Source organism: Duncaniella dubosii, from assembly GCF_004803915.1.
In the GTDB taxonomy this organism is placed as follows: Bacteria; Bacteroidota; Bacteroidia; order Bacteroidales; family Muribaculaceae; genus Duncaniella; species Duncaniella dubosii.
This window is the reverse complement of sequence record NZ_CP039396.1, coordinates 3,154,870-3,174,327: the sequence shown is the minus strand read 5'-3', so window position 1 is coordinate 3,174,327 and position 19,458 is coordinate 3,154,870. Positions and strand designations below refer to the sequence as shown.

Genomic DNA, 19,458 nt, shown 5'->3' with positions numbered 1-19,458 from the left:
TTAATCATCACTATTATTTTTGTCCGGCCAGTGATCGTAGCGCATCAAGATTGCGGTTGCAGTCCTGCTGGAGTTTAGGTCGCAGAATTCCTGCCTCTTGCGGGTCTGTCATACTTAAATCGGCGTAGCGGTCTTCGTTCATTACATATTCCTCCACGTTTCTGACAGGCTCGCTGTTGGGATATGAAGGAGAGGCTGTCAGTGAGGATGAGCCGTTTGAACCGCTATTGTCCGTGCCCGGAATGGCTTGGTCGATAGACAGTGCCTTCTCACCTTTGGCGTAGGCTTCCGGATTAAAGCGATAGAGAGGCCAATAGCCTGATTCGACAGCTCTGCGTTGCTCTACGATCGAATGCCCGAGCCCCGGTCGTATACCGTGGGTCAGACATGGGCAATATGCTATTACGATTGCCGGCCCGGGATAACGTTCGGCCTCTGAAAGTGCATCTATGGCTTGCTGATAGTTTGCGCCGAGGGAAATGGACGCTACGTAGACTGACCCGTAGGTCATCATCATCCGTCCGAGTTCCTTTTTTGCCACACGTTTTCCTTCAGGCGAATATTTTGCCACTGCACTGCGCGGAGTGGCCTTTGATGTCTGTCCGCCTGTGTTGGAGTAGCATTCAGTGTCCATGACAAGGATTTTTATTGGTTCGCCTGATGCAAGCACATGGTCCAGTCCGGCGAAACCGATATCGTAAGCCCATCCGTCACCTCCGATGCACCAGACACTTTTCTTTCCGAACATATCGGCATCTTCGAGCAGTCGGGAATATGCCGGATTCATATCTTTGACTGGTGTGAGCATTGATTTAAGCTGTTCGCCTGTCTCGGCAGAGAGTTCGGGATCATCCTTGGCGGAATACCATGCTTCGAGAGGCTGTCTGAGATAGGGCAGGGTGTCGGGATTGTCGATCAGTTCTTTGACCAGCCCGGCTATCCTGCGTCTGCGTTGCTCGACAGCCACAAGCATTCCGTAACCGTATTCGCCGTTGTCTTCGAAGAGCGAGTTGCCCCATGCCGGACCCTTGCCTTGGGGATTGGTGCAGTAGGCGTTGGATGGGAAATTCGCTCCCCATATAGAACTGCATCCGGTCGCGTTGGCAATCAGAAGGCGTTCGCCGAAAAGCTGTGTGAGCAGTTTGACATAAGGTGTTTCACCGCAACCCGCGCATGCTCCTGAAAATTCCAGACATGGCTGTTGCAACTGAGAGCCGTTGACAGTGGTGCGTGCAAGCAGATTGTCTTTAAGCGAGACATTTGTCTTAGCCCATTCGAGCAATGGTATTTCGGTTTCGAGCACTTCTTCAAGCGGTGTCATCGTAAGGGCATGCCCCGGACAGATTATTGAGCATGAGGAGCATCCAAGGCAATCTTCCGGATAGTTCTGTATATGGAACTTGTAACCGTTGAGAGCCGGCGAGCCGTGTGCATCTTTCATTTTGAAGTTTTCCGGGGCATTCGCTGCTTCTTGAGCCGATAGGATGAACGGCCGTATGGCTGCGTGAGGACATACAAGCGAACATTCCATGCATTCGACACATTTGTCAGCATCCCATACCGGGACGCGTGTCGCTATCCTTCGATGTTCGTATGCCGTCGTACCCATAGGCAGTATTCCGGCTGGGTCGAGAGCCGATACAGGAATCATATCGCCATGACCTTTTATACATGGCGTGTGTATGTTCTTTATAAATGCTTCGAGTTGTGGGGTTGCAAACCTTAATTCACGCTTTGTGGTGTTTTCCGGCTTTGTAAGCCATTCGGACATTTCTCCATAATTGACTCGATGAAGCGCATTGATTGTCAGAGAGACCGCCTTGAGATTCTTCTCCACGACATCACCGCCTTCATGGATATAAGTCTTCTTTATCTGTTCCTTCAAAGCACCGAGGCTTTCGTCAAAAAGTATGATATTTGTCAGATAAAGGAATACCGTCTGCATCGGCATGTTTATTCGTGTGCCGAGTCCGCATTGGGCAGCTATACTGTCGGCATCGATGTTATAAAATTTAAGTTTCTTTTCAGCGATTGTCCTGCGCATATCAAGCGGAAGTCTCTCGCACATCTGCTTGGGTGTCCAAGGAGAGTTAAGCACGAACGTGCCTCCTTCCTTGATTTTGTCAAGCATTGAGAAGCGATTGACGTATGATGCCTTGTGACACCCTACGTAGTCGGCTCCATTGATTCCGTAAGCTGAGATAACGGGTTGTCTGCCTATGCGCAGCTGCGAAATTGTATATCCGCCTGACTTTTTGGCCGAATAGCTGAAATAAGCCTGAGCATACAGACCGGGGCTATTGCCGATGATTTCAGCCGCTTGTTTTGTACCGCCTACCGTACCGTCGTTTCCAATAGCGTACAGGATTGACTGGAAAGTCTGGGATGCTACATCAGTTTCGATATTGTCTGTCACGTCCAGTGACAGATTGGTGACATCATCGTTAATTCCTACTGTAAACGGATTCTTGGGGTTGTCTTTTGCCATTTCGTCAAACACGGCCTTTACCATTGCAGGATCAAACTCTTTGCTTGAAAGTCCGTAGCGTCCACCTATGATTCTGATGTCAGAGGATCGTGACGTATTATACAGGGCTGACATTACATCCTCGCAAAGAGGCTCATGCTGAGCCCCGGGTTCTTTCGTGCGGTCAAGAACTGCAATTGTCTTTACGCTGTCGGGGAGTGACTTTCGGAATGCCTCGACCGGGAATGGGCGGTAGAGGTGAATTTTTATGACACCGGTCTTATAGCCTTTTTCTCGGTTGAGGTAGTCGACGGTCTCGCTGACCACCTCTGTGGCCGACCCGATTGCTACTATCACACGGTCGGCATCAGGCGCTCCGTAATAGTCGACGAGATGATAACTGCGTCCTGTCAGATTTGCCACTTTGTCCATACAACTCTGGACTATGGCAGGAAATGCGTCGTAAAATCTATTTGATGCTTCACGGTTCTGGAAATAAACATCCGGATTTTGTGCAGATCCTCTTTGTCCGGGATGTTCCGGATTCATTGCTTTGCGTCGGAATTCGTTTACCTTGTCCCAATTGACAAGCGGACGCATGTCCTCATAGTCAATGACATCTATAGTATCCATTTCCGAGGATGTGCGCCATCCGTCAAAAAAATGTAGCACAGGAAGTGAGCCTTCGATTGCGGCCAGATGAGCCACAAGCGCGAGGTCCATTGTCTCCTGCACCGAAGCCGACGCAAGCATGGTAAACCCCGTGGCACGACATGCCATCACATCCTGATGGTCACCGAATATGGAGAGTGCATGTGTGGCAAGCGACCGGCAACCGACGTGGAATACCACGGGCAGTAGTTCGCCGGAAATTTTATACATATTGGGAATCATCAGCATTAATCCCTGTGATGCCGTAAACGTTGTGGCGAGTGCTCCGGCGGCCGCCGCTCCGTGTACAGCACCTGCTGCCCCAAGCTCACTTTCCATTTCTTTTACCTCCAGTGCCTGTCCCATTAGATTGCGCCGCCCGGCAAGTCCCCATTTCTGGGCAGTCTCACCCATAGAGGCTATTGGCGTTATAGGATATATAGTAGCTACGTCGCTCAGAGCGAAAGCCACATGTGCTGCTGCGGTACATCCGTCAAGAATTTGCTTTTTCATCTCCGTTTTTCATTGATAAAGTGATGGGTAGGTTTGAGAGAGGATAAATAGTGGACATAAGGGAATGCCATTCCCTTATGTCCTGTGGTTTAGGATTCTTAAATTTGAATTAGAGCGCTGCGGAGTGTACACACATGTCTGTTATCCACAACCATAGCGGGCAGAATCCGATAAATAAGATTACTGAAAGAGTCAGTGATGATGTGCCTTCCGCCACATAAGTGTCGTATTCGTCAGCGATGATGATTCCGGAGAATGCCGGTGGCAGAGCTGCGGCTACGACAAGCATCTTTAGGTTGAGGGGATCCATGTGGAAAATGAGTCCCATGATCAGGATGACTGCCGGCATCATCACCATTTTAAGTATTGAACCAAGTATGACCTGCCAGTCAATTGAGATTTTGATTGCTGAAAGTGTAATACCTGCAGAGAATACGGCCATTGATGCGTTCGCACCTTTTATAAGATCAAACGATGGGCTTGCCCATTCCGGCCAAGGTATACCGACTACCACCCAGATGACAGCAAGAATAGGGGCCCATGCTACCGGCTGTTCGAGGGCATGAATCACAGGTGCCCATGCACTTTTGTTTTTGGAAGAACCGGGATTTTGTTTCTCAAGTGATGCGTTGAGAAGAGACAGACCTACAGGGATACCGACTGCATTGACAACGATACCGACGATTGCAACTACGAGTGCCACTGAGGGGGTCGTGCCGAAAATCGGTTCAAGTACCGCAAATCCGAGGAAGCCGATGGTTGGTGAACCACTGATAAGAGCCGAAATCGCAGCGTCAGCGCCTGTATTCTTTTTAAACATAAGGAACACAAAGTAGACAATCATGAAGCAGAGCATGATTCCGACAAGCGAAATAAGCGAAAGCTTAATATCTCTGGCGAGCATTTCGCGGCTTGCCTGTACGATTGACACGAACAGGGCTGCAGGAAGGGCGTAGTCAAGCACTACTTTATTGAATTTCTTTGCGTCTTCACCTGAGAAAATACCCTTCTTTCCCGAAATGTAACCGGCCAGCATCACTACGATTATAGGGACGATGGCATAAAGGATAATGTGTTTCATAAACTATGAATTGATGATGAGTTTGACTTTTATTGACACGGGCGCATGGCTGATTTTATATGTCAGATTTCCTATGCGCCCGTGTGAGTCGCGTTATTTCGGGAAATTTCCTTAAACGGTGATATCCTGAAGAGGTGCCGGATTCAGATAGCCGATATGGCCTGATTCCTTACCTGAGTCTGCGGCAAGCTGCACGTCGATAAGACATGGTTTCTTGCTTGCGATGCTCTCGCGCAGAGCCTTGTCAAGTTCGTCGGGAGTCTGAACATAATAGGTCTGAGCGCCGAAGGCTGCTCCGAGTTTATCGTAACGGGCATGAATGTCAAGGGTGGTAGGAGCGGGGTCTGTCGTCTTGTCAAGCGGAACGCCGATGCCGTTGTAGATGCCTCCATTGTTGAAAATCACAACGGTTACCGGCAGGTTGAAACGGCAGATTGTTGAGAAATCCATTCCTGAGAACCCGAATGCAGAGTCCCCCTCGATAGCTACGACCGATTTGCCTGTCGCAACTGCGGCCCCGACGGTCGAACCCATGCCCATGCCCATGATCGCCCATGTAGCGCAGTCAACGCGGTGGCGCGGGAGTGACATATTGATGGCATCGCGGGTGTCGTCAAGTGTGTTTGCACCTTCGTTAATAAGGATGACATCAGGATTGGATTCGATAATAGGCTTGACAACTCCGAGGGCTGTCCAGTGGTGCATTGGCATCAGCGATTTGGCATCAGATAGGCGCGTCGCAAATTTGGCATCCTTTTCTTTTGTCTCCTGCTGCAGTGCCGGAATCCATGTGGGGTCTGTACTCATCTTTTTGCTATCCATCTTTGCAAGCATGGCATCGAGAGCAAGTCCCATATCGCCAACTACAGGTGCTGCAATAGGAACGTTTACATCAATTTCCTGAGGCTCGACATCAAGCTGGATAAATTTCATGTTCGGATTCCACTTGCCTCCGTGTCCGAACGAGAGCAGCCAGTTTAGACGAGCACCGATAATCATGACGACGTCCGCTTTCTCCATTATGGTAGAACGGCATGACAGCGCGCTCAATGGTCCGGCATCGGGCATAAGGCCCTTGGCCATTGACATCGGGAAGTAGGGATATTGTATTTCTCTATGATTGTCTTGATTTTATCGTCGACTTGTGCGTAGGCTGCTCCTTTACCGAGAAGTATTGCCGGACGTTTGGCGGAAGCGAGAAGCTCGACGGCTCGTTCGACGGCGACATCATTGGGCGCAACAGGCGAATAGACATCGACAGGCTGATAGAGGAGTTTTTCTGCCTCCTCGCGATCCATGATTTCACCCAGCGCAGGTGTTGTCATGTCGATATAGACACCGCCCGGGCGTCCTGAAACGGCAGCACGATACGCACGGGCGACAGCAGAGGGTATATCCTTGGCATGGCTACAGCGGAAGGCTGCCTTGACCAACGGTTTGGCCGTGTTGAACTGGTCGAGCTGTTCGTAGGTGCCCATGTTCATGTCGACCATCGTCGGATCGCTTGCTCCGGAAATCTGAATCATCGGATAGCAATTGACGGTGGCGTTTGCGGTTGCTGTCAGACCGTTCATGAATCCGAGAGACGATACGGTCATGAGTACTCCGGGTTTCTTTGTCAGAAAGCCTTCGGTTGCGGCTGCCATGCCGGCTTGCTGTTCATGGCGAAAGCCTACAAAACGTATGCCTTGCCCCTGAACGAGGTAAGCGGCCTCGGTAATAGGTATGCCGACAAGACCGTAGACATTTTCAATGCCTACGTTTTTAAGCGCCCTCGCTAATATATACATTCCTGTCACCTGCTCCGGGAAATGGGGAGCGGATTGCTGTGGGGCGATATTATTGTTAGTTGCCATAATGATAGATTTGATAGTTGATTGATAGACGTTGTTTTCTGTATTTGAACTCAATAAATCTAAAAAGAAACGAGGGGACAATTCTCAATTGAATCTGCATGGCAGACAATAGGAAATTGTCCCCTCGCTTATGATTGTAAAAATGAAATTTAGATTTCGTTGAGTGTGAGTTCCAGATTATGCAGATGTCTATTTCTCCGCAGGCTTGGGCATGGGAGTTGTCGTATGGTTGGCTGCGAATGCTGCAATCTGTTCGTCTGTATATCCGTATGCTTTAAGAACTTCTGTTGTGTTTCCTCCAAGTTCAGGACACGGGCCGTATGTCGGCTGATAATTTGAGAGAGTAAACGGGCATCCGACAGTCACAAACTCACCGACCTTGCCGCCCTGATTGATTTTGACGAGTGTGTTGCCGTCATAGAGGCTCTGGTCATCCATGATTTCCTTGGTTGACAAGACAGGACCAACAGGCACTGCTGCTTTCGAGAGAAGCTCGGTCACTTCAAATTTGGTCTTGTTGATTGTGAACGATTCGATTCTCTTGTAGATTTCCTGTTTATGCTTGTCGCGGGCGTCAGCGGTATTGAAGTCAGGATTTGTAAGCCAGTCTTCAAATCCAAAGCCTTGCATGCAAGTTCGAAACTCTTAGCATCGCGCTGAAGGATTACATAAACATATGCGTTGGGGTCAGTTTCCCAGCCTTTACATTTATATGTCCAGCCAAGCACGCCGCTACCTTCCTGATTACCACTACGCGGAACGAAATTACCGAATTTTTCATTCGGGTACTGCGGGAACTGTGTGAGGTAACCAAGGCGGTCAAGGGTGAGCTGATCACGGGTCTTGATACGACAGAGGTTAAGGCAGGCATTGTGCATAGACTGATATACGTAGCAGCCTTCACCGGTCTTTTCGCGCTGTAACAGGGCTGAAAGGATACCGATGAGAAGGTGCATGCCGGTGTTCGAGTCGCCAAGTGCGGCTCCTGACTGTGTAGGCACATTGTCAGGACCTTGCCACCATCCGGTAGTTGAGGCTGCGCCGGCTGTTACCTGCGCTACAGGTTCGTATGCCTTGAGGTCTTTATATTTCGATGATATCGGGAATCCCTTGATTGTGCCGTAAATACATTTAGGATTAAGTTTGTGGACTTCTTCCCAGCTGAATCCGAGTTTGTCCATTGCTCCGGGATGAAGGTTCTCAATAAATACGTCGGCGGTTTCAAGAAGCTTTGTAAGGATTGCTTTTCCGTCGGGCGTCTTTGCATCAAGGGTAAGTGATTTCTTGTCTGAATTTAACTGTAGGAAGTAATAACTTGGGCAGTCAGGGTCAAATTGTAGTTCTTTACGGGTGGCATCACCTTTGCCGGGGCGTTCAATTTTGATGACATCAGCTCCGAGCCAAGCGAGCATCTGAGTACATGAAGGACCTGATTGTACTTCGGTGAAGTCTATCACCTTGATTCCTTGAAGAGGTGCAGTGTTCATAATTGTAAGTATGAAAATTAGAATTGATGATTATTTATGTTTTTTCGTAGTCTGGATTATTGGAGTTGGGTTTACATATATTATAGGTCATGTGTGTGTTTCTCTGACTCAAATCGGCATTTTCATATTATGCCGTTGCTTGCCCAAATCTTTATACTTATAACAAACCGATATGTGAAAAGTTGATTTTATATCTTCTTTAACCATTTTTTAGTAAATTTGCGCTCTAAAAATAATAGAGTCTTCATTAGCGGTGTGCTATAGTCTTGAAATACAGATGGAAATATCGTACACCTCGCTATTAGGATTCATAAATGTAAATTTATGAATAGAATCTGTCTACAACTGTTTCTGTCTTTTTTTAAAATAGGAGCATTCACCTTCGGTGGTGGATGGGCCATGATTTCAATAATCGAAAAGGAGATAGTCGACAAGCATCATTGGATAGAGCGCGAAGAGTTTCTCGACCTCCTTGCCGTTGCACAGTCCTTGCCGGGAATATTGGCAGTCAACATCTCGGTTGCTGTCGGCGATAAGCTTCGCGGTATGAAAGGTTCGATTGCCGCTGCGGCAGGGTGCATATTGCCGTCGTTCATGATAATTCTCTGTATAGCGATTTTCCTTACTCCTGATCTTATTAAGAATAATCCGACTCTTTCGGCTATATTTAAAGGAGTGCGCCCGGCGGTTGTGGCTTTGATTATAGCCCCTGTCATCTCGTCGGCGAAAGCAGCAAAAATAGGATGGAAGACGATTGTGATACCGATAGGAGTAGCCTTATTGATATATTCAAAATGGCCTGTAGTGTCCAATCCGATACTTTATATCGTGACAGGTGGATTTTTCGGATGGCTTTGGTTTTCCCACCATGTGAAATCACTTCAGAAAGTTGAAAAAGAAATCAGAAAGGAGGATGAGGAGCTATGATTTACATTAAACTGATATGGTCATATCTTAAAATCGGACTTTTCGGATTTGGCGGTGGCTACGCCATGCTTGCACTTATCGAAAGGGAAATTGTAGGCCCGGGGTGGATTACAGAGCAGATGTTTACTGATATAGTTGCAATTTCTCAGATGACACCGGGCCCTATCGGAATCAATTCGGCTACCTACATAGGATATGTCGCTCCGGCTGAATATTCCGATGCTTTTGCCTCGCCTCTTTATGGTATACTTGGTTCGCTTATCTGTACGCTTGTCGTAGTTCTTCCGTCGTTTATCCTTGTCGCTTTTACGAGCCATCTGATACGCAGACATAAAGACAGTGTTGTTGTCAAAGGTATTTTTGCAGGTTTGCGTCCTGTTGTTGTTGGCCTGATTGTATCAGCCGCATTGCTGTTGATGAATTCAGCAAATTTTGGCGAGGAAAATACACAGGTGCTCTGGAGTATCGTGTTGTGTATCGCGGCCTTTGTGCTTGTCTATTGGGTGAAATGGCATCCGATTTTGATTATCTGTCTTGCCGGCTTTGCAGGATGGATCATATATTGAAGTCGGGGAAATTAAGTATAATCCAAGTACTATTGTAATAGAGTATAACGAGCTAAGTTTTTATTATTCAGTTATGACTTATCAGGACGCGATTGATTTTTTATATAACTCTCTGCCTGTATTTCAGCGAGACGGGGCATCGGCCTATAAACCGGGGCTTGCCACCTCAATAGCCCTTGATGATATTTTCGGGAATCCACACAGAGCGTATCCGACAATCCATATAGCCGGGACTAACGGCAAAGGGTCGACAGCGCATACGTTGGCTGCTGTTCTTGCGCGTGCTGGTCTTAAAGTCGGGCTCTACACGTCGCCGCATATTTTTGATTTCCGTGAACGTATACGCGTGAATGGACGTAAAATTCCTCAAGCATCAGTGGTTGACTTCGTGGAACGATGGAAAAGCGAAGCTTCAGGCAGTGAACTTTATCCAAGTTTTTTTGAGCTGACCTCTACAATGGCGTTTGAACACTTTGCGAATGAAAAAGTCGATGTCGCCGTGATTGAAACAGGTCTTGGAGGACGACTTGACAGCACCAATATTATTTCGCCTTGTCTGAGCATTATCACCAATATATCGCTTGACCATACAGGGCTACTCGGAGATACTGTCGAGAAGATTGCTTATGAGAAGGCTGGGATAATCAAACCCGGAGTGCCTGTCGTGGTTGGAGAGCGGCTGTCGGAGACAGAGCCGGTTTTTATCGATAAGGCAAAGGAGGTCGGGGCGCCAATATATTTTGCAGACAGTGTTGCGGGACGAATAGAGGAGGGGAAAATTATCTATCAATCTACTCCTTTCGGTGAGATAGTCGGTGAGCTTGCCGGAGAGTGCCAGATAAAAAATACGGCTACGATTCTCTGTGCTATCCAACGGTTGATTGAGAACGGGTTTGCAATAACCCCAGACGCTGTCAGAGCCGGTTTTGCGAATGTTTGTGGTGACACCGGTTTGATCGGACGGTGGATGACGATATGTAAAACGCCTCTTACCGTCTGTGATACGGGGCATAATATCGGAGGATGGGAGTATATTGCACATCAGCTCTCGTCGTGCGGATGCGGAAAGCTTCATCTGATTGTCGGATTTGTGAATGATAAAGACATATCTGCGATTCTGCAGAAGATTTCCGACATAAATGTAGATAAGGCTATATATTTTCCGCGCCGTCAGTCCCGCGTGGACTTCCGGCCGATCTGCTTGCGGCGAAAGCATTGGAATTTGGCTTGTCGGGAACGGTTGTCCCGGATGTCAACGAGGCTCTCTCATTGGCGAAGCAATCAGCTGGAGCTGATGACCTCATACTTGTTGCCGGAAGCAATTTCCTTGTAGCCGACATCAAGCTTGAAACCTTATGATAGAGCATGAGCCCTCGGAAGGTATTCACTTCAAGTGTCTAAGAAACTCTATAGGCGCAAACAACAGCATCCTTGGGCCGGAGTAGCGCATGACAACTCTGATTTGATTCCGCATTGATGGGGAGTAGCAATGAATAGGGCAATGTCTGCAGGACTGTTTCTTATCGCCGAACGGACATCGTGAGAGTCTGGCATGTGCGTAAGCAAGCAGCTCACGGCACTTGTCGCATAGCATCCCGTTTTTCTCATGACGGCGGCAGTAAAGCCTTATCATCATTTCGATAGTGCGTTTTTCTTTTTCTATGCGTGAATATTTTGCCATTTCATCTTCGCTTATACAGGAATGCCCGCGTTCAACGACAGCATGGAATTGTAGTATCTCGCATCGCCGGTGACCTCTTTACCTATAAATTTAGGCAAAGGCGGCTGACATTCAGCTGACGGCAGTTCGATCTCTGCTACAATCAGCCCTTCATGCCGACCGTGGAATACATCGATTTCCCATTTCCAGCCTTCGTGGTCTACGATATAACGTGTTTTGTCAATTGAAAAACCGCCGCATAGTTTCCGGGCCATTTCACAGGCATCGGAATAGGGTATTGAAAACTCCCATTCATCGCGTTCCGCTCCGTTGTTGCGCCCTTTGACAGTCATATAGGCTTGTGAGTCTTTGATTCGCAGACGCACTGTTGAATCTGGATTTGTCGAAATATATGCTTGGCGGATATTCGTCGATGATTCGGCTTTGGATATGAATGATGTATTGGTTACAAGGAATTTACGTTCAATTTCTTTTGCCATGCAGAAGCGTTTTTTAGTCTTGTGAGTGTTAAAATAGTGAAAATGGATACCGGCAATAGTGTTAATATTGTCGATTATATCTACTTTTGCAAAGTTAAAGAAGATTGTCACGATTTGCAACGATTCCATATGGTCAATTTGCGCCCGCATTTGCGCATCATCATATTTTTAGTCTACATTCTGTCCTCATTTAGTGTCATCGCTGTCAATGTGACAGTGACAGGTGTTGTGCGTGATTCCGTTTCTCGTGAGCCGGTTTCGTTTGCCACTGTAATGCTTAAAGGGACTGAACGAGGTGTCCTGACAGATGACGATGGACGATATACGATTTCAACTTCGCTGAGTTTTGACAGTATTTTTGCTTCGGCTATAGGCTATGGCGACAAGACTCTCGCGGTTAAGCCCAAGTCAGGCACTGTAAATCTTGACATAGATCTGCATCCGACCGGGGTAATGCTTGGTGAGGTGATTGCAAGACCGAAACGCGAACATTATTCCAAGAAAAACAATCCGGCAGTCGACTTCATGGAGAAGATTCGTCGTACTCAGGATCTGACTGATCCACGTCGTAACGATAATTTTAACTATGATAAGTATGAACGTATAACTCTTGCCATAAACGATTATCATCCTCAGGATTCCGGAAAAAAGGGAATAGGTGGTAGTTTCGCTTTTCTGAAAGAATATGTCGATACATCTGAAATTTCCGGCAAGCCTATACTTAATGTTGCGTTGCGAGAGAAGCTTTCGTCGGTGCATTACCGCAGGTCGCCTGAATCGCGGAAAGAGTATGTCAGCGGTCTTAGGTCATCGGGATTTGACGATGTGCTTGATAAGCAGAGCGTCCAGACATTTTATGAGGATGTAATGCGCGAGGTGGATGTCTATGATAATGATATCACCATATTGCAGGTGCGTTTTGTCTCTCCTCTTTCTCGGATTGCTCCCGATTTTTATAAATTTTATCTGACTGATACGGTGACTGTTGACACGACACGCTGTGTCGAGTTGACGTTTGTCCCGCGTAATCCGAGCAGCCTTGGTTTCACAGGCCGTTTCTATGTTCCGGTGGGTGATACGACCATGTTTATCAAACGGATAATATTGCGGGCTCCACACGATATTAATCTTAACTTCATAGAGGGGCTTGTCATAAAGCAGGATTACGAAAAAGCTTCTGACGGCTCGCGTTTGAAAGTTAAAGATGATATGATGCTTGAGGCTCGTGTCTTGCCCGGCACACCGGGTCTTTACGGTCATCGCTACACCGTTTATGACGGTCACAACTTTGACCTTGCTTCGGATCAGTCATTGTTTGACCGTGGAGCTGACCAGATTTATGCTCCCGAGGCAAGATGTCAGGACTCTGAGTTCTGGACTGAGAACCGAAAAGCTGAAATCGGCAGGGGCGCAAATTCAATAGAGCAGATGATGGCTCGTCTGCGCTCTGTGCCATTGTTCTATTGGGGAGAGAAAACAATCCGTCTTGTCACCTCGGGCTATGTTCCCACCGGGAAACCATCTTATTTTGATCTCGGTCCAATGACGACGATGTTTTCATATAACGCAGTAGAAGGATTGCGCCTTAAGCTCGGAGGTATGACGACGGCAAATATCTCGCCACGTTGGTTTGGACGCGGCTACATTGCCCGTGGTTTTAAGGATCATAAATGGAAATATAGCGCTGAACTGGAATATTCATTCCGGGACAAGGAATATCATTCGCGTGAATTTCCGGTACATTCGATTCGCGCGACGCAGCTTTATGACATTGACCGTTTAGGGCAGTTGTCGGTTATGCACAATGTCGACAACGTATTCCTTTCGTTCCGCCGTATGCCCGACAGGCAAGAGACCTATCACCGTGTGAGCAAACTTGAATATATCCTTGAGACGGAAAAACATTTTTCATTGGAAGCCCGCATCCGGCAGGAACGTCAGTATTCAACCCGTTTCATGACATTTGTCAATGGCTATGGCGAAAACTTTGCGCACTATACCATGAATTCTTTCCGGCTTCTTCTGCGATATGCTCCCGGTGAGAAATTCTATCAGATGAAAACCGGACGTATGCCTATCAACCTTGATGCGCCGATAATGACGCTTTCACATACTTTTGCGCCTAAAGGCTTTATGGGCAATCCGTTTGCATTGAACGTGACAGAAGCTTCTATAAGCAAGCGCTTCTGGCTGTCGGCTTTCGGGTGTGTGGATGTAGGAATAAAGGGTGGTCATGTCTGGTCGCGTTCTCCTTATCCAAATCTGCTTATTCCCGGCGCGAATCTTTCATATATAATACAGTCGGATCTTTTCTCCTGTTTGAATCCGATGGAGTTTATAAACGATTCTTATGCACAATGGGACATTACATATTGGGCAAATGGAGCAATTCTTAATAATATCCCGTTACTCAAAAAGCTCAAGCTTCGCGAGGCTGTCACATTCAAAGGCGTATGGGGGCATCTTAGCGATCGCAACAACCCGCGTCTTAATCCGGAACTTTATGCGTTTCCGTCTATTGCCGAGACGCAAGAGATGACAAATCAGCCTTATATGGAGATAGGAGCGGGATTGGACAATATATTCCGTGTCCTGCGTGTGGATTATACATGGCGTCTGACTTATCGCGATAATCCCGGAGCATGTAAGAGCGGTGTGCGTTTCACATTCCATTTTTCATTCTGAAAAAATCATATTAACGACCATATTTCCGGCATTGTTGGAAATATGGTCGATTTTATAAGCCTTTTTGTTGTCCAAGGCCGGTGATGCTGTTTGGATAATAGGGAAAATTTGAGTAATTTTGCAGTTCTAAAACGTTACAAATATGGGATTCTTCAATTTCTTCTCGCGCGAAAAGAAAGAGACCCTTGACAAGGGCCTTGAAAAAACACAACGTGGACTGTTCGACCGCCTTTCACATGCCATAGCCGGAAAATCGACTATCGATGACGAGGTGCTTGATAATCTTGAAGAAGTTTTTGTCACTTCTGATGTTGGTGTTGATACTACACTGCGCATAATCGACCGTATACAGAAACGTGTGGCACGAGACAAATATGTGGGTTCGTCGGAGCTCAACCGTCTGCTCTGTGAAGAGATTGCCGATATGCTTGCCGAGAAGAGCGAAGCTTCCTCGTTGGACGATTTTACCATTCCGGCCTCACATAAGCCGCATGTGATTATGGTTGTCGGTGTAAACGGTGTCGGAAAGACTACCACAATCGGAAAGATGGCCGCACAGTTTAAGAAGGCAGGAAACAAAGTAGTCCTTGGCGCAGCAGATACATTCCGCGCCGCTGCAATCGAGCAGCTTGAGGAATGGGGCAGACGCGCCGATGTCCCTGTCGTCAAGCAGAAACTTGGTGCAGATCCGGCTTCGGTGGCTTTCGATACGCTCCAGAGCGCAATTGCCAACAATGCGGATGTGGTCATTATTGACACTGCCGGACGTCTCCATAATAAGAAAGGTCTTATGGACGAGCTTACCAAGGTCAAAAACGTCATGCAGAAACTTGTCCCGGAAGCTCCGCACGAAGTGCTGCTCGTCCTTGACGGCTCTACAGGCCAGAATGCTTTCGAACAGGCCAAGCAGTTTGTCGCCGCAACTCAGGTAAACGAGCTTGCAATCACAAAACTTGACGGTACGGCCAAGGGAGGTGTCGTCATCGGAATCAGCGACCAGTTCAAGATTCCTGTGAAGTATATTGGTCTCGGTGAAGGAATTGAAGACCTTCAGGTGTTCCATAAAAAAGAATTTGTTCAATCACTTTTCGGCGAAAAGTAAAAATACATGTCAAAGAAAATTGCAGTCATTACTTTGGGATGTTCCAAAAATCTTGTCGATTCGGAACGTCTGATGAGAATGCTTGCTGATGTCGGTTATGATGTTGCCGATGCTGCTTCTGATGAATTTATCGGTAGCGACGGCGAGAAAATTGTTGTAATCAATACCTGTGGTTTCATCGGCGACGCCAAAGAGGAGTCGGTCAATGAAATCCTCGCATGGTGTGAGGCAAAAAATGAAGGCGCAATCGATGCCCTCTATGTCATGGGCTGTCTGTCGCAACGCTATGCCGATGAGCTTCCGGCGGAAATCCCGGAGGTTGACCGTTGGTATGGAAAGACAGACTGGTCCAATCTGGTTCTCGATCTTGTAAATCGTGCGCCCGGAAGCGCTCCATATGATCGTGTCATCACCACTCCGCGCCATCATGCCTATCTGAAAATCGCCGAGGGGTGTAACCGCTTCTGTTCTTTTTGTGCCATCCCTCTCATCACAGGACGTTATAAATCCCGCTCTGTAGAGGAAATTGTCGATGAAGTCCGGATGCTTGTCTGCAGAGGTGTCAAAGAGTTCAATGTCATTGCTCAGGATCTCACGAACTATGGCAAGGATTTATATGGTAAAGTCGAGATTGCGCGCCTGATTGATGAAATCGCCAAGGTTGAGGGTGTGGAATGGATACGTCTGCACTATGCCTATCCGAAGGATTTTCCGATGGAACTGCTTGATGTCATGTCTCGGCATGACAACGTGTGTAAGTATCTTGACATTGCATTGCAGCACATTTCCGACAATGTGCTTGAAAATATGCGTCGACATATCACAGGACAGGAAACGCGTGAATTGCTTGCCGAGATTCGTCGTCGAGTTCCCGGAATACATATCCGAACGACGTTGATGGTCGGATTCCCCGGTGAAGGAGAGAAAGAATTTGAGGAACTTGTAGAATTTGTCAAGGAACAGCGTTTCGAGAGAATGGGAGCCTTTGCCTATTGTGAGGAGGAAGATACCTACGGCGCAAAGTCTTTTACAGACGATATCCCCGATGAAGTTAAGCAGAATCGTTTGTCCCGTCTGATGGCTGAGCAGGAGGAAATATCACTTTCGATTCAGGAGTCGAAAATCGGACTTGAGATGAGAGTGGTGGTTGATCGTGAAGAAGATGAATTCTATGTTGGCCGTACACAGTTTGATTCGCCAGAGGTCGACCCGGAAGTGCTTATCCGCAAGACAGTGCCATTGAAGAAGGGCGAATTCTATGATGTGAAAGTAATTTCAGCGCTTCCATTCGAGCTCATGGCTGAGCCGGTTATCTAAACGACATCCAATTAACAACATGAAGATTGATGAACTGACAAGGGACGCGGTGAATGCTTGTCTGAATCGCAGAATCCCTTTTGTCCTCTATGCTCTTCCGGGCACTGACAGGCTGGTGTTTTACGCATCGCCGGTGGGTGAGACAGGTATGTCGCCTGCGTTTGTCGATGATTTGACAGACTGTTTCTTCATAAATTTTTTTGACAATGACGAGGCTTATACACCCGGAGTAAAGTTCTCACTTGATGCTGAGGCTCTGCTTCAATTGTGTAAGGCCCGTAGTTTTTGTCAGCCTTGTGCGGAGATACGGCCGCGTATATCCGCAACTTTTCGTGCAAGTTATCATGAGGCTTTTTCGCGTATAATACCACGACTTAAATCGGACGGAGGCAAAACCGTCCTCTCGCGTCATCGTACTGTTTTTACGAAACGGCTGCCTGTTGACATAGTCATGGATTACTTCAGTCTGACAGACTCGACGTTTCGCTACTTATGCTACACGCCCGAAACTGGCATCTGGTTCGGATCTACGCCTGAACTTCTGCTTGAAAGCGATGCCAAAAGCCGAGAAGTCAGAACGATGGCGCTCGCAGGAACCCGAAGGAGTGACGATGATGCGTCTTGGGATGAAAAGAATCTTTATGAACAGTCAATCGTGGCTGATTTCATAGCTGAGACTCTGAAGAAAGAAGGTCTTGACGTGACGATTGACGATCTGTCGGAGAGGCGTTTTTTGAATATAAAGCATTTGTGTACTGAAATATCTGCGCGTGGCGATATTGATGTCGTTGATCTCATGCAGGAATTAAGCCCGACTCCGGCAGTCGCCGGCTATCCGCGAGATGAAGCTCTTGAGGAAATCAGCCGTTATGAGACTCATCGCAGAAACTGCTACGGAGGTTATGTCGGGGTCAGGATTGATGGCAATTACCATTCTTATGTGAACCTGCGTTGCTGTTTTATGGCTCCTGCTGTTTTCGGTAAGACATCAGGATGGCTGTGTAATCTTTATGCCGGAGGCGGCATAGTAGCTGATTCCATAGAAGAGGATGAATGGAATGAAACAAATGCGAAAACAGAAGTTCTCGCGAAGGTACTTTCCGGGGCAGACGGTTCGTTTGCTGTCGAGGGGACGATGATTAATTCTGGGAGCATAGAAATTCTTGATGCTCCGATGGTATACTGAAATCTCTATTGAGAATATAAAATTTCCGCACTATCCAAAACATGGCATTGCAATGAAAAAAGGATCTCCTGTAATTATTATAATTGTGGCTGTGGCCATAGTGGCCATAATGTCGCTGCTCCCTCTGTCAGAATGGAGTGGAGGTCAAATTAAGGATTTCAGTCTTGTCAGCGACATTTTGAAAGAGGTCGGGATAATTGAAGGAGCGCCTTCTTACGAAACGACAGAAGACATTGACCCTGCTCTTATTCAGGCTCAGGCCGAGGGTGAACCTGTGGACATTTTTCCTGAAAAAGGTGAGCCGATTGATACGATTATTCCTGAAAAAGGCGAGCCGATTGATACGATTATTTCTCCTGTGAAGCCGTCAAGGGTGGGCGAGCTTGTCAAGATTGAAGATTATACGACTCTCGGGGTTGGGCTGGCTAATTTCAAGGCTGCCCTCGGGGAAGGTGGACTTATGCGCGTTGCCGTGGTTGGCGACAGTTATATCGAAGGTGATATTTTTACTCAGGATCTTAGGTCGCTTCTTCAAGGAGAATATGGCGGCGAGGGAGTAGGCTATGTAAATATGCACACAAACTTTCCCGGCTTTAGGCGTTCTGTGAAACAGAGCGGTGATGGCTGGAAAACTTTTACCGCTAATAAAAAGATTGATAGAAAATATATCGACATAGCGGAGCAGTACTCTATCCCTACTGGCACAGCTAAATCTCTATACGAGGGGACTTCTGCATTTCCGCAGACAAAATCGTGGTCACGTTCCAGATTCCTGTTCATTTCGCCCGAAGATGTGACAATCAGTGTTAAAACCGACGATTCGGAATGGGAGGAGCGCAATATATCAGGTTCACCGTCCGTTCAATGTCTGGAGGTCGGAGGTCCTGTCTCCAAGTTCGGCATTAAGACCTCGGCTACTTCTCTGATTGGTTTCGGTGTATGGCTTGACGGTGCGTCCGGCATAAGCGTAGACTGTATGTCTTCAAGAGGATTTTCAGGCATAACGCTTACAAAAGTCAATCCTGATCTTTCAAGAGAAATGGCTGAATATATTGATTACGATCTTATCATTCTTGAATTCGGCATAAATGCCATGAGTGCCAAGCAGAAGGATTACAGCATATATTGCTCTCGCATGGTCGATGTGATAAATCATGTCAGAGTGTGTTATCCTGAAGCTGATATCCTGCTTATGGGCGTAGGTGACAGAGGAGAGAAAGTCGGGTCACAGGTAAAATCAATGTCGACTGCTTCGTTCATGATCAGCGCTCAGCGCGATGCCGCACGTCGCGCACACTGCCTCTTTTGGGATACCCGAGAGGCAATGGGCGGTGAAAATGCGGTGGTTGAATGGAGCGGAGCCGGATTCATCAATAAAGACTACATCCATCTTACCCACAAAGGTGGAGCGCGTCTGGCCAAAGAACTTTTTAATGCTATACAATCAGATTTGAAATGAC

12 protein-coding genes and 3 pseudogenes are annotated in these 19,458 nt (G+C 47.3%); 8 read left to right on the top strand and 7 right to left on the bottom strand.

The features are described 5' to 3' along the window. Window positions 1-13 precede the first annotated feature (13 nt). The 5 genes and pseudogenes from nifJ to E7747_RS14060 all read right to left on the bottom strand — a co-directional run. The gene (nifJ, locus tag E7747_RS14075; protein ID WP_136416632.1) at window positions 14-3,631 is read right to left on the bottom strand and encodes a pyruvate:ferredoxin (flavodoxin) oxidoreductase; all 3,618 of its coding nucleotides are present in this window, start codon (window positions 3,629-3,631) and stop codon (window positions 14-16) included. 109 nt (window positions 3,632-3,740) lie between these two features. Further along, a complete protein-coding gene (locus tag E7747_RS14070) occupies window positions 3,741-4,712 on the bottom strand; it encodes an AEC family transporter (protein WP_123614501.1) in 972 nt (323 codons plus the stop codon). Between the two features lie 114 nt (window positions 4,713-4,826). After that, window positions 4,827-6,496: pseudogene (locus E7747_RS17540) on the bottom strand (thiamine pyrophosphate-binding protein); the annotation flags it as partial. A gap of 261 nt (window positions 6,497-6,757) precedes the next feature. Then, window positions 6,758-7,198: a CoA transferase gene (locus E7747_RS17090; protein ID WP_228449181.1), complete on the bottom strand. Its 441-nt coding sequence runs from the start codon at window positions 7,196-7,198 to the stop codon at window positions 6,758-6,760. A 44-nt stretch (window positions 7,199-7,242) separates the two neighbouring features. Further along, window positions 7,243-8,055: pseudogene (locus E7747_RS14060) on the bottom strand (CoA transferase); the annotation flags it as partial. A gap of 324 nt (window positions 8,056-8,379) precedes the next feature. Here E7747_RS14060 and E7747_RS14055 point away from each other — a divergent pair. From E7747_RS14055 to E7747_RS14045, 3 genes and pseudogenes are all read left to right on the top strand, one after another. Then, window positions 8,380-8,982 (top strand): chromate transporter, encoded by a 603-nt coding sequence (locus E7747_RS14055; RefSeq protein WP_136416630.1) that lies wholly within the window; start codon window positions 8,380-8,382, stop codon window positions 8,980-8,982. Beyond that, window positions 8,979-9,548 carry a chromate transporter gene (locus E7747_RS14050; protein ID WP_136416629.1) on the top strand — a complete coding sequence of 190 codons (570 nt, stop codon included), beginning with the start codon at window positions 8,979-8,981 and terminating at the stop codon, window positions 9,546-9,548. The genes E7747_RS14055 and E7747_RS14050 overlap by 4 nt, the downstream gene beginning before the upstream one ends. Before the next feature lie 73 nt (window positions 9,549-9,621). Next, window positions 9,622-10,907 (top strand): annotated as a pseudogene (locus tag E7747_RS14045) (bifunctional folylpolyglutamate synthase/dihydrofolate synthase). A gap of 25 nt (window positions 10,908-10,932) precedes the next feature. On the opposite strand, the gene E7747_RS14040 reads toward E7747_RS14045, so the two are convergent. Together E7747_RS14040 and E7747_RS14035 are read right to left on the bottom strand one after the other, a co-directional pair. Next, the gene (locus E7747_RS14040) at window positions 10,933-11,229 is read right to left on the bottom strand and encodes a nitrous oxide-stimulated promoter family protein (protein WP_136416627.1); all 297 of its coding nucleotides are present in this window, start codon (window positions 11,227-11,229) and stop codon (window positions 10,933-10,935) included. Window positions 11,230-11,240: 11 nt separating this feature from the next. Continuing rightward, window positions 11,241-11,708, bottom strand: coding sequence for a CYTH domain-containing protein (locus E7747_RS14035; protein ID WP_136416625.1), 468 nt, complete (start codon window positions 11,706-11,708; stop codon window positions 11,241-11,243). A 129-nt stretch (window positions 11,709-11,837) separates the two neighbouring features. Between E7747_RS14035 and E7747_RS14030 the strand changes: the two genes are divergently transcribed. The 5 genes from E7747_RS14030 to E7747_RS14010 all read left to right on the top strand — a co-directional run bounded on the left by E7747_RS14030 (window position 11,838) and on the right by E7747_RS14010 (window position 19,457). Continuing rightward, the gene (locus E7747_RS14030) at window positions 11,838-14,393 is read left to right on the top strand and encodes a DUF5686 and carboxypeptidase-like regulatory domain-containing protein (protein ID WP_168185359.1); all 2,556 of its coding nucleotides are present in this window, start codon (window positions 11,838-11,840) and stop codon (window positions 14,391-14,393) included. 142 nt (window positions 14,394-14,535) lie between these two features. Further along, window positions 14,536-15,495 (top strand): signal recognition particle-docking protein FtsY, encoded by a 960-nt coding sequence (ftsY, locus tag E7747_RS14025; protein ID WP_136416622.1) that lies wholly within the window; start codon window positions 14,536-14,538, stop codon window positions 15,493-15,495. A gap of 6 nt (window positions 15,496-15,501) precedes the next feature. Beyond that, complete coding sequence (gene rimO / locus E7747_RS14020; protein ID WP_123614491.1) at window positions 15,502-16,812, top strand: 30S ribosomal protein S12 methylthiotransferase RimO; 1,311 nt, start codon at window positions 15,502-15,504, stop codon at window positions 16,810-16,812. Window positions 16,813-16,831: 19 nt separating this feature from the next. Beyond that, complete coding sequence (locus E7747_RS14015) at window positions 16,832-17,998, top strand: chorismate-binding protein (RefSeq protein ID WP_136416620.1); 1,167 nt, start codon at window positions 16,832-16,834, stop codon at window positions 17,996-17,998. 52 nt (window positions 17,999-18,050) lie between these two features. Then, on the top strand, window positions 18,051-19,457 hold the full coding sequence (locus tag E7747_RS14010) for an SGNH/GDSL hydrolase family protein (RefSeq protein ID WP_136416618.1): 1,407 nt from the start codon (window positions 18,051-18,053) through the stop codon (window positions 19,455-19,457). Window position 19,458: the final 1 nt, after the last annotated feature.

Coding starts and splice junctions, on each gene's coding strand:
- nifJ (WP_136416632.1), bottom strand. CDS start 3,631: ATGAAAAAGCAAATTCTTGACGGATGTACCGCAGCAGCACATGTGGCT.
- E7747_RS14070 (WP_123614501.1), bottom strand. CDS start 4,712: ATGAAACACATTATCCTTTATGCCATCGTCCCTATAATCGTAGTGATG.
- E7747_RS17090 (WP_228449181.1), bottom strand. CDS start 7,198: ATGCAAGGCTTTGGATTTGAAGACTGGCTTACAAATCCTGACTTCAAT.
- E7747_RS14055 (WP_136416630.1), top strand. CDS start 8,380: ATGAATAGAATCTGTCTACAACTGTTTCTGTCTTTTTTTAAAATAGGA.
- E7747_RS14050 (WP_136416629.1), top strand. CDS start 8,979: ATGATTTACATTAAACTGATATGGTCATATCTTAAAATCGGACTTTTC.
- E7747_RS14040 (WP_136416627.1), bottom strand. CDS start 11,229: ATGGCAAAATATTCACGCATAGAAAAAGAAAAACGCACTATCGAAATG.
- E7747_RS14035 (WP_136416625.1), bottom strand. CDS start 11,708: ATGGCAAAAGAAATTGAACGTAAATTCCTTGTAACCAATACATCATTC.
- E7747_RS14030 (WP_168185359.1), top strand. CDS start 11,838: ATGGTCAATTTGCGCCCGCATTTGCGCATCATCATATTTTTAGTCTAC.
- ftsY (WP_136416622.1), top strand. CDS start 14,536: ATGGGATTCTTCAATTTCTTCTCGCGCGAAAAGAAAGAGACCCTTGAC.
- rimO (WP_123614491.1), top strand. CDS start 15,502: ATGTCAAAGAAAATTGCAGTCATTACTTTGGGATGTTCCAAAAATCTT.
- E7747_RS14015 (WP_136416620.1), top strand. CDS start 16,832: ATGAAGATTGATGAACTGACAAGGGACGCGGTGAATGCTTGTCTGAAT.
- E7747_RS14010 (WP_136416618.1), top strand. CDS start 18,051: ATGAAAAAAGGATCTCCTGTAATTATTATAATTGTGGCTGTGGCCATA.